At 69.4% G+C, this 8,106-nt stretch carries 6 protein-coding genes; all 6 read left to right on the top strand.

The annotated features are described in order from the left end of the window. The first annotated feature begins 347 nt into the window (after positions 1 to 347). The 6 genes from E1285_RS46105 (at position 348) to E1285_RS41090 (ending at position 7,761) form a co-directional block, all read left to right on the top strand. Positions 348 to 842 (top strand): HAD family hydrolase, encoded by a 495-nt coding sequence (locus E1285_RS46105; protein ID WP_243723412.1) that lies wholly within the window; start codon positions 348 to 350, stop codon positions 840 to 842. Positions 843 to 977: 135 nt separating this feature from the next. Further along, a complete protein-coding gene (locus tag E1285_RS41110) occupies positions 978 to 2,465 on the top strand; it encodes a site-specific integrase (RefSeq protein WP_132160043.1) in 1,488 nt (495 codons plus the stop codon). Continuing rightward, positions 2,465 to 4,207: a hypothetical protein gene (locus E1285_RS41105; RefSeq protein ID WP_132160041.1), complete on the top strand. Its 1,743-nt coding sequence runs from the start codon at positions 2,465 to 2,467 to the stop codon at positions 4,205 to 4,207. Before E1285_RS41110 ends, E1285_RS41105 begins: the two co-directional genes overlap by 1 nt. Further along, a complete protein-coding gene (locus E1285_RS41100) occupies positions 4,204 to 6,408 on the top strand; it encodes a site-specific integrase (RefSeq protein ID WP_132160039.1) in 2,205 nt (734 codons plus the stop codon). The genes E1285_RS41105 and E1285_RS41100 overlap by 4 nt, the downstream gene beginning before the upstream one ends. After that, entirely contained in the window at positions 6,396 to 6,881 is a 486-nt protein-coding gene (locus E1285_RS41095; RefSeq protein WP_207947190.1) for a hypothetical protein, read from the top strand. Before E1285_RS41100 ends, E1285_RS41095 begins: the two co-directional genes overlap by 13 nt. Positions 6,882 to 6,972: 91 nt before the next feature. Continuing rightward, positions 6,973 to 7,761, top strand: a complete 789-nt coding sequence (locus tag E1285_RS41090) for an endonuclease/exonuclease/phosphatase family protein (RefSeq protein WP_132160037.1) — start codon at positions 6,973 to 6,975, stop codon at positions 7,759 to 7,761. Positions 7,762 to 8,106 lie beyond the last annotated feature (345 nt).

The raw sequence follows: 8,106 nt of genomic DNA, 5'->3' as shown, positions 1-8,106 counted from the left end.
CGAACTCACCGACCAACTGACCGAAACCGGAGGTCAAGACCGTGAGTAACACCCCACCCCACGATCAGCCCCCGGAACACCCACCGCCCGGCGATCGGCACTCGGTCAGAGCGCCGCTGCCGGAGCGCAACACCCTCCCCCACACCGTTTCGAACGCGGGCAACCGGCCAGGAAAGACCAGCCGCTACGACCAGAGCCGAGCAATGCGCCGCCCAAGCAACACCCCGGGGTCAGAAGCCTGCAGCCCTTCGAGCCGCACGGCCCCACCCCTACCGGAGGAACCCGTGGCCGGTGACCACCAGCAATGGCGCGGGGTCCGATACGGGGGACCCATCACTCACGTGGCTATGGACTACGGCGGCACGTTGGCCAGCAACCACGACGCGATCAACCACACGCTCGGGATGCGGCCGGTCACCGCCAACGCCGAGCAGGTCATCTGGGACCTGGACCAGGCGGGTGTCACACTCGCGCTCGTCTCCAACACCCAGCCGGGCCAAGACCGGCGACGCGCGCTCAAGGCCGCCCACATCGACGGCTGCTTCGGCGACCGCGTATACCTCAGCAGCGAACTCGGGGTCGCCAAGCCGGATCGGCGCATCTGGGAACACGTCCTCGCCGACCTCGCTGTCGCCCCCGAACATCTCTTGTACTGCGGCAACAACCTCGCCCACGACATCTATCCAGCCGCTGCGCAGGGCATCCGCACCGTCCTCCTCAACGCGGCGCCTCTGGGCAGCCTCCCTCCCGGAGCGACCTGCATTGCGGCCATCACCCAGCTACCCGGCCTCCTCACCGGGACCGATCACCAGGACCAGGAGTCTCCATGGCCGAGCCGTTGACGATCCGTGTCGGCACCTACAACCTCTTCGAGGTTCTTTCCGCTTACCTGCGGTGTCTCGTTTCCCCGAAGGTGAAGAATCGAGCGTCACGTTTGGTGACGGAGCCGCTGCGTGTTGCGGCTACGGTCACTGTTCATGTTGATGACCTTGTTCTCGTCTCGCGGCTGGGAGTCGTGGGATGTCGCGCACCGGCCTGTGGTACCGGAGGGGATGCCGGTGCTGGTCGATGAAGACCTTCGGTTCGATGATGGCGGCGTGCCCCGCCCGGTTACGGCGGTGAATCGGTGGTTGCGGGAGTTGCCGGCCAGCGGCTGCGCGTCGCCTCGGTCGTGGGTGACGTACGGGCGGGTGCTGCGGGATTGGCTGGAGTTCACCGGGAGCCGCGGTGTCGGCTTGTTCGACACGCGGGAGCGGCTGAAGGAGGTGCTTGGCGCCTATGCCGCGTACCGGTCGTGCGGCCCGGCGGGCTCGCGGTTCGCGGCGAGTACGTGGGCGCAGCACGTGAGCGTCCTGGGCAGCTTTTACCGGTGGGCGGTCGCCGAGGGGCACGCGGCCGCCGAGCCGTTCACCTATCGGCAGGCCCGGGGAGTCTACGGCGGGGAGCGGATGGTGAACCTGGCGGTGCGGCGCCGACCCAAACCGCATGTGACGATCAAGTACCTGGAGCCGGACTTCGCGTCGATGTTCGTGCGGGCGCTGGCGGGTCAGCGGCCGGACGGCTCGCAGGAGGACCGGTGCCGGGGCCGGGAGCTGGCCCGCAACGCCGCCGTTGGGCGCTTGGTACTGGCGACCGGGCTGCGGCTGCAGGAGTTCACCTGGCTGCTGGCCGCCGAGATCCCGCCGCTGCCGGAGATGCCGTGCAGCACGCCGGTGCCGTTCCCGGTGCCGGAGGGGATCGCCAAGGGCCGCAAGTTCCGGACGACGTGGATCAGCTACGAGGCGCTCGTCGAGGTGCACTGCTACCTGGAGCTTACCCGGCCGCTGTCGGTCACCGGGTCGGCGTGGCGGCCGGCTCGCGGTGAGCCGCTGCTGGTGACCGAGCCCGGTCCGGCCGGGGGGAAGATCAACGGCACCCGGGTGAGGTGGGCGGAGCTGCGGCCCGCTGAGCGGGCGCGGCTGGTCGCCCCGGACGGCGGGTCGATGCTGCTGGCCGTTCGCGGTGACGGGGGCCCGTTCAGCGCGTGGTCGAGCGTATTCGCGCGCACCTCGCAGCGGATCCGGGACTGGTATGAGCCGCGGTTCCCGCACGTGCACCCGCACCGGCTCCGGCACTCCTTCGCGATCCAGACGCTGGAACGGCTGGTCGGCGGACATTACACGCAGGCCGCGCAGCTGGCCGCCGAGGCCGGCCAGGACGGGGCGCTGGCTCTGTATCTTTCCAAGGCCGATCCGATGATGGTGCTGCGTGACCTTTTGGGACATTCATCGGTGTTGACCACCGAAAAGTACCTGCGTCGGATGGATATGGCCCGGATCTACCGGGAAGCGCGGGAACGCGCCGGGCACGGGATCGGGCATGGCATCGGGGTCGGGTATGGCGTCGGGCGTCGAGTCGGCCGGTCCGGACACGGTATCGATACGACCGATACGACTGGTGCGGCCGTTGGGGCGGTGAGTGCGTGATGCCCGCCGTGGTGATCAGCGACCCGCCGGGGATCCGCTGCACGTTCAGCGACGGCCGGGGCACCACGTGGCAGGCCCGGCAGGTCAGCGACCAGGTGCTGGTCTGTGATCTGCTGCACGGACTGGCGAGGATGGTGCATCCACACGGCCCGGTGGACGCGGCCAAGACCATCCGCGAGTACGGGTTCGCCATCCGCGCCTTCGCGCGGACGCTGAATGGGCTGGGGCATCGCGGCCGGTTGACCGGACTGGGCCGTGGGCGGGTGACCGAGGCGCTGCTGGGTCTGGAGCACCGGCCGGAGATGATGATCCGGCGGGTGCTGGCGGCGTGTGACCTGCATGACGCCGACCCGGGCGTCCGCGAAATAGTGCTGGGGCGGTCGTTCAGCCGGTTCCGGCCCTATGTCCACGCCGAGCCGTATAGCGAGGGTGAGTGGGCGCGGTTGCAGGCGGTCTGCCGGCAGGAGACCGATGCCGCGCTGGCCGCCTGCCGCCGGGCCGCCACGTTGGCGGCCTCGGGCCGGGATCCGCTGAGGCATGGCTGGACGGATGCGAACACCCTGCATCTGTTGTCCCGCCGCGGTCCGCTGACCGGCGTGGAATTGGCTCGGCTGACCGGGCTGTCGCGGTCGAGAGCCACCGACCTGGCCGGTGGGATACGCCGCCGTCATGCGGAACTGTTCCCGGGTATCGGGACGGTGATCGCCTATCAGCTGCTGTTGGGCTGCTACACCGGGATCGTCCCGGACGGGATCAGCGGCCTGGGTGTGGGTGACATCGACTGGGCCGGTGACGGCGTGATCCTGCTGGACTACATCAAGGGCCGCACCTGCGCCGAGAGTCTGACGCTGCCGCGCTCGGCGGTGCGGCTGTTGGAGCAGTGGCTGGAGTATTCGGCGCTGCTGCGTTCGTTCGCGGCGCCGGAGCTCCGCGACCAGCTATGGCTGCGCTGGGAACCTGCGGGCTCTGTCGGCTGCTGGCATTCCGGCAAGCCGGGCGTGGTGAGCCTGCGCAAATGGGTGGTTCGCCGGGGGTTGGTCGATGACCAGGGGCAGCCGCTGCGCATTCACCGGCACCGGATCCGCACCACCTTCCAGTCCCGCCGGGACCGGGCGGCCTGGTTCGGCAGCACCCGGGCGACGATCGATCCCAACCACAGCCCGCAGGTGGAAGGCGACTACTACCTGTCGGCGACGACGGCGGCGCAGCAGAACGCGGTCGAGGCGATCGTTGAGGACGCCCAGGCCGACCTGTTGCGCAAGGCCCGCCCGCCGGTCGTGCTGAGCGCCGAGCAGGCGGCCGACGCGGCGGCGGCTCTGCCCGCGGCCGTGGCGGGGATGGGGCTGGAGGGCACCGTGGTCGGCGAACTGGCCAGCGGCGCCCAGGACGTGTTCGCCGCGGCTTGCGCGGCGCCGCTGTCGGGGCTGCACGGCCCGGTGGGGAAGCCGTGTCCGGCGCGGCCGTGGGTCTGCCTGCTCTGCCCGCTGGCGATCTTCACCCCGCGGCACGCGGTGAACGTGATGCGGCTGAAGTCGTTGTTCGCCCGGCAGTGGCGGCAGATGCCCGCCGCCCGGTTCATGACCGTCTTCGGCCCGTATGCCCAACGCGCCGACGAGGTCATCGACGCGTTCCGCCGCCACGACCCGGCGCTGGTGGCGCACGCCACCGCCGAGGCTGGCGCGCTCGACGCCCCCGACTCCGACGCCGGGATCACCTTGCGACCCGAGGAGCGCACCTCATGACCGGCACCACGAGCGGCCAGTCGGCTGCCGGTGTTGTTGCCTGGCCGCAAGGTTCGCCGTTCGCCGGGATGGACATCTGCGCTGCCGCCGGACTCGCGCTCCGGCCAGGGGCGACCGGCCCGATCTTTGACCAGGACGTGTGGGACTTCAGCGGCGTTGCCGGGCTGCCGGCGTATCTCCAGCCGAGCTTTCGGCGCCTGGAGTTCATCTCGATCACCTATCCGGCCTGGCGGCTGGTCGCCAAGGAACACATGGCCGCGCTGCTGGTCCCGGGCCATGAGCGGGTCCGTCTCCTGCCCGGCGCCCGCCGGCATCCACTCGCCGTGACCAGCTGCGCACAGCACCTCGATCACCTGACGTGCTGGCTGAACTGGCTCACCGCCCGCGGCATCACGGGTCTCGGCGAGGTCACCAACGCTTTGTGCCAGGAGTTCGCGGCCGAACGCGCCCGGCGCACCGACGCCGACGGCACGATGATCGGCGACCGGCCCCATGCCCGATACCGGGCGCTGCAGACCGTCAGCGAGCTGGCCCGTTACCGCGACCTGTATACCGCCGATCGCTACAGCTCTGAGGTGACCGTGGCGGCCGGGGCCCCGAAGGTCCGGGGGCTGGGCCCGGTGGAGAACAGGACGCCCGTCGTTCCGGATTCGGTGTTTGGGCCGATGCTTGCCGCCGCCTTGTATGTGACCGGGGTCCTGGGGCCGCACATCACCGACCTGCTCGCCGAACGGGCCTCGCTCCAGGTCCGCCGCCAAGAATCCACACTCAAAGATCCCAGGCGTCCTGAGGCCGTCGACGACGTGCTCAGCGTCATTGCCGGGCACGTCGCGGCCGGTCGGCCACTGGACCGGCTGCCCGAAGACCGGATCCGCGCACGGGCCCGTGAGGGCCGGATGCGCCCGGACGATCCTCTGCTTCCCGTGTCGGTGGACGCCCTGGCCCGCCAGGCCGGATACCGGCAATCGCACATGACCGCGTGGCTGCCCCGGCTACGTCCCGCCCTCGAAGACGCGGTCCGGCAGGTCGGCACCGCGCCTCCCTGGGCACACGATGCGCCCGTCGTGGACCGCGCCGACGGAAACGGCACCCTCCCCTGGACCATGCCGCTGACCGGCAAGCACGCCAGGGACCTGCACGACTACCTGCGCACCGCAGCGATCCTGGTGACCGCCGCGCTCTCCGGGATGCGCAAGAGCGAACTGTGTGAACTGACCACCGGATGCTGCCCGCCCCCGCGAGAGCTGATACCAGGGCTCGTCCGCTACCGGATCACCGGAAAGGTCATCAAACGCGCCCCACTCGGCGGAACCCCAGACGAATGGGTAGTGACCAAAGAGGTCTACGACGCCATCGCCGCCGCCACGAAGCTTCCTCGCACCGCAACCGCAGGGACCTCGCTTTTCGGCCGGTTCACCTTCTCGCTGCTCTTCCGCACCTTCCGGAACTGGGTCAACGGCCCCGCCGGGCAACGCCTCGGCCTCGAACCGATCCCGCCGGGCCAGGTCAACCTGCGCATGCTACGGCGCACCCTGGCCGTCGAGCTGGCCTATCGGCCTGGCGGTCTGCTCGCGGCCAAGATTCACCTCAAGCATGTCTCGGTGGCCACCACCGAAGGGTATGCGGCGCGTCCCGGCGGCTCCCAGGCCCGGTTCCTCGCCGAGGTCAACAAGGAAGAACACAATCGCAACCTCGCGATCATTCAGGCCGAATACTCCAACTTCCAGGACGGCATCATGCCGTCGGGACCCGGCGCCCGGGACCTGACCGCGTTGTTCGCCGACACCGCCGAAACCACGTCAGGGCATCAGCCGCCGACGGTGATCCCCGGCGACCAGCAGGTCCGCGCCATGCTCGGCAAACGCGCCAAGACACTGCACCTCGGCCCGGCGAACTACTGCTGGTTCACCGACCCGGCCAAAGCGCTGTGTCTCCGGCAGGCCGGAACCCCCGACGCCGACCAGCCACTGCTGGCGATGTGTGACTCGGCGCGCTGCCCGCAGGCCACCCACCACCCCAGCCACCGCGAGATCTGGGCCGACACCGTCACCCAACACCAGGAGTTCATCGCCACGCTGCCCCGAAGCCAGAAGACCGAAAGGGCCCGGCTGGAAGCAGAACTCGCCCGAGCCCGCCGTGTCCTTGCCGGAATCGACGCCGCCGCCTCACCCGGAAAAGGACAGCCGACATGGGACGCCTGACCAGCCACGCCCGCGCCCAGGCCGAGCAGAACATCCGCACCGCCATGGACCGGCTGCTACGCGGCGACCTCCCACCCGGTAGCCGGTGCGACATCGCGACCCTCGCCGCGCAGGCCGGCGTCACCCGCACCGGCTTCTACGCCAAAGACGGCAAACCCGGACCCTGGCAGCACCTCGCCGACGAGTTCCACCGCCAGCTCGCCGCACTCCACGACGCAGGCGGCATCCCCGATCCGCGTGACGCCCGAATCGCCCGCCTCAAAGCCGACAACGACGCACTCCGACGCCGCCTCGCCGCACAAGAAACCGTCATCGCCGACCACACCGCATTCCGGCAACAAGCCATCTCCCGGCTCGTCGCCCAGCACGAAGAACTCCAACGCCTACGCGACAACCCCGCCCGGACGAACCCGGACACCCCCACCGCCGCGCTCACCGTCCTGCACCCCCACCAGGAAGACACTCGGACGTGATCCTCATCACACCACAGTCGTCGAACGAGACCCGACCCGCACCGCCATCGATGCCGCCGCCCAGAACCTTCAACCCGCCGACGGAGGAATCATGAAACTGACGTTCGCGATCTGGAACACGCTCGACGGTGGCAGCGACACCGGCAGCGACGCCAGGCTCCGGCGGCAGATGGCGTTGCTCGCCACGTTCGCGCCGACGGTTGTCGGGCTGCAGGAATGCAAGCACTGGGACCGGGACTACTTCCGCACCTTCCACCTGGCCGAACAACTGCTCGGAATGCGGGGCTTCCTCCGCCCGAGCGCGCACCACGGGTGCCACCTGGCGATCTTCATCCGCGAGGACGCCGGCCTGACAGTGATCGAGCAGCGGCACGAGTACGGTCACCCGTACTGGCACGGCGCCGCCCGTATCGTCGTCCAAGCGGACGGGCACCCGCCCCCCGTGCAACTGGCCAGTATCCACCTGGCCCCTTCCAGCCCGGTGATCCGGCTCGCTGAAGCTGAAGCGCTCGGCCTGATCGCCAAGGAACACCCCGCCATCATCGGCGGAGACTTCAACGCCCTTCCGGCCCGCGATCCCGAACCCCGCCGAGTTGAAGGACGCTCACGGCGCAAACTCGACCGCAGACCCGCCCAAGCACTTGAAGAAGCCGGATTCATCGACGTCGGCGCCCACACGAAGGACACCACTCCCACCGTCGGGCACGACAGCGAACTGCCCTACCGCTGCGACCGGATCTACACCACCCTGCCCGCCGGCGCGATCACCGGCCACCAGATCATCACCAGTGCGGACAACGAATCCGACCACCGGCCCGTCATCGCCGAATTCGACCTCGCCAACACCACACGCGACACCCAAACCACAAGCCAGTCATGAACTCGCCCGCACCACCCCCTCTGCCCACCCGCCAGCCCGCCAGCTTGGCCGAGGACGGGCACCTCACCCGGCCCACCGCAAACGAGGGAGGCGGCCGGAATGCGCCGCAAAGGGATCACGCCCCACCACCCGCCTGGACCGGCTGCTCAGCGGACTCGTTCTCAGCAATGCTGTCGGTCACCTGACGTCTCCTTGATCATCGGATCCGCCGTTAATTAGGCTCTGTCCCGTAGTCGGTGGTGACGCTGGGTGCGCTTCTGTGATCATCAGGCGTGTTCGACGTCAACTCTCTTGTGGCAACGGTGTTTTCGGGGCTTGCGGCTGTGGTCGTCGAGGGGGTGTCGG

The sequence above is a fragment of the Actinomadura sp. 7K507 genome (assembly GCF_004348425.1).
Lineage (GTDB): Bacteria > Actinomycetota > Actinomycetes > Streptosporangiales > Streptosporangiaceae > Spirillospora.
The sequence above is the reverse complement of the archived record's forward strand: the minus strand, read 5'-3'. Positions and strand labels throughout refer to the sequence as shown.

Excerpts from the sequence above, each read along its gene's own strand:
- E1285_RS46105 (WP_243723412.1), top strand. The coding sequence starts at position 348 with ATGGACTACGGCGGCACGTTGGCCAGCAACCACGACGCGATCAACCAC.
- E1285_RS41110 (WP_132160043.1), top strand. The coding sequence starts at position 978 with ATGTTGATGACCTTGTTCTCGTCTCGCGGCTGGGAGTCGTGGGATGTC.
- E1285_RS41105 (WP_132160041.1), top strand. The coding sequence starts at position 2,465 with ATGCCCGCCGTGGTGATCAGCGACCCGCCGGGGATCCGCTGCACGTTC.
- E1285_RS41100 (WP_132160039.1), top strand. The coding sequence starts at position 4,204 with ATGACCGGCACCACGAGCGGCCAGTCGGCTGCCGGTGTTGTTGCCTGG.
- E1285_RS41095 (WP_207947190.1), top strand. The coding sequence starts at position 6,396 with ATGGGACGCCTGACCAGCCACGCCCGCGCCCAGGCCGAGCAGAACATC.
- E1285_RS41090 (WP_132160037.1), top strand. The coding sequence starts at position 6,973 with ATGAAACTGACGTTCGCGATCTGGAACACGCTCGACGGTGGCAGCGAC.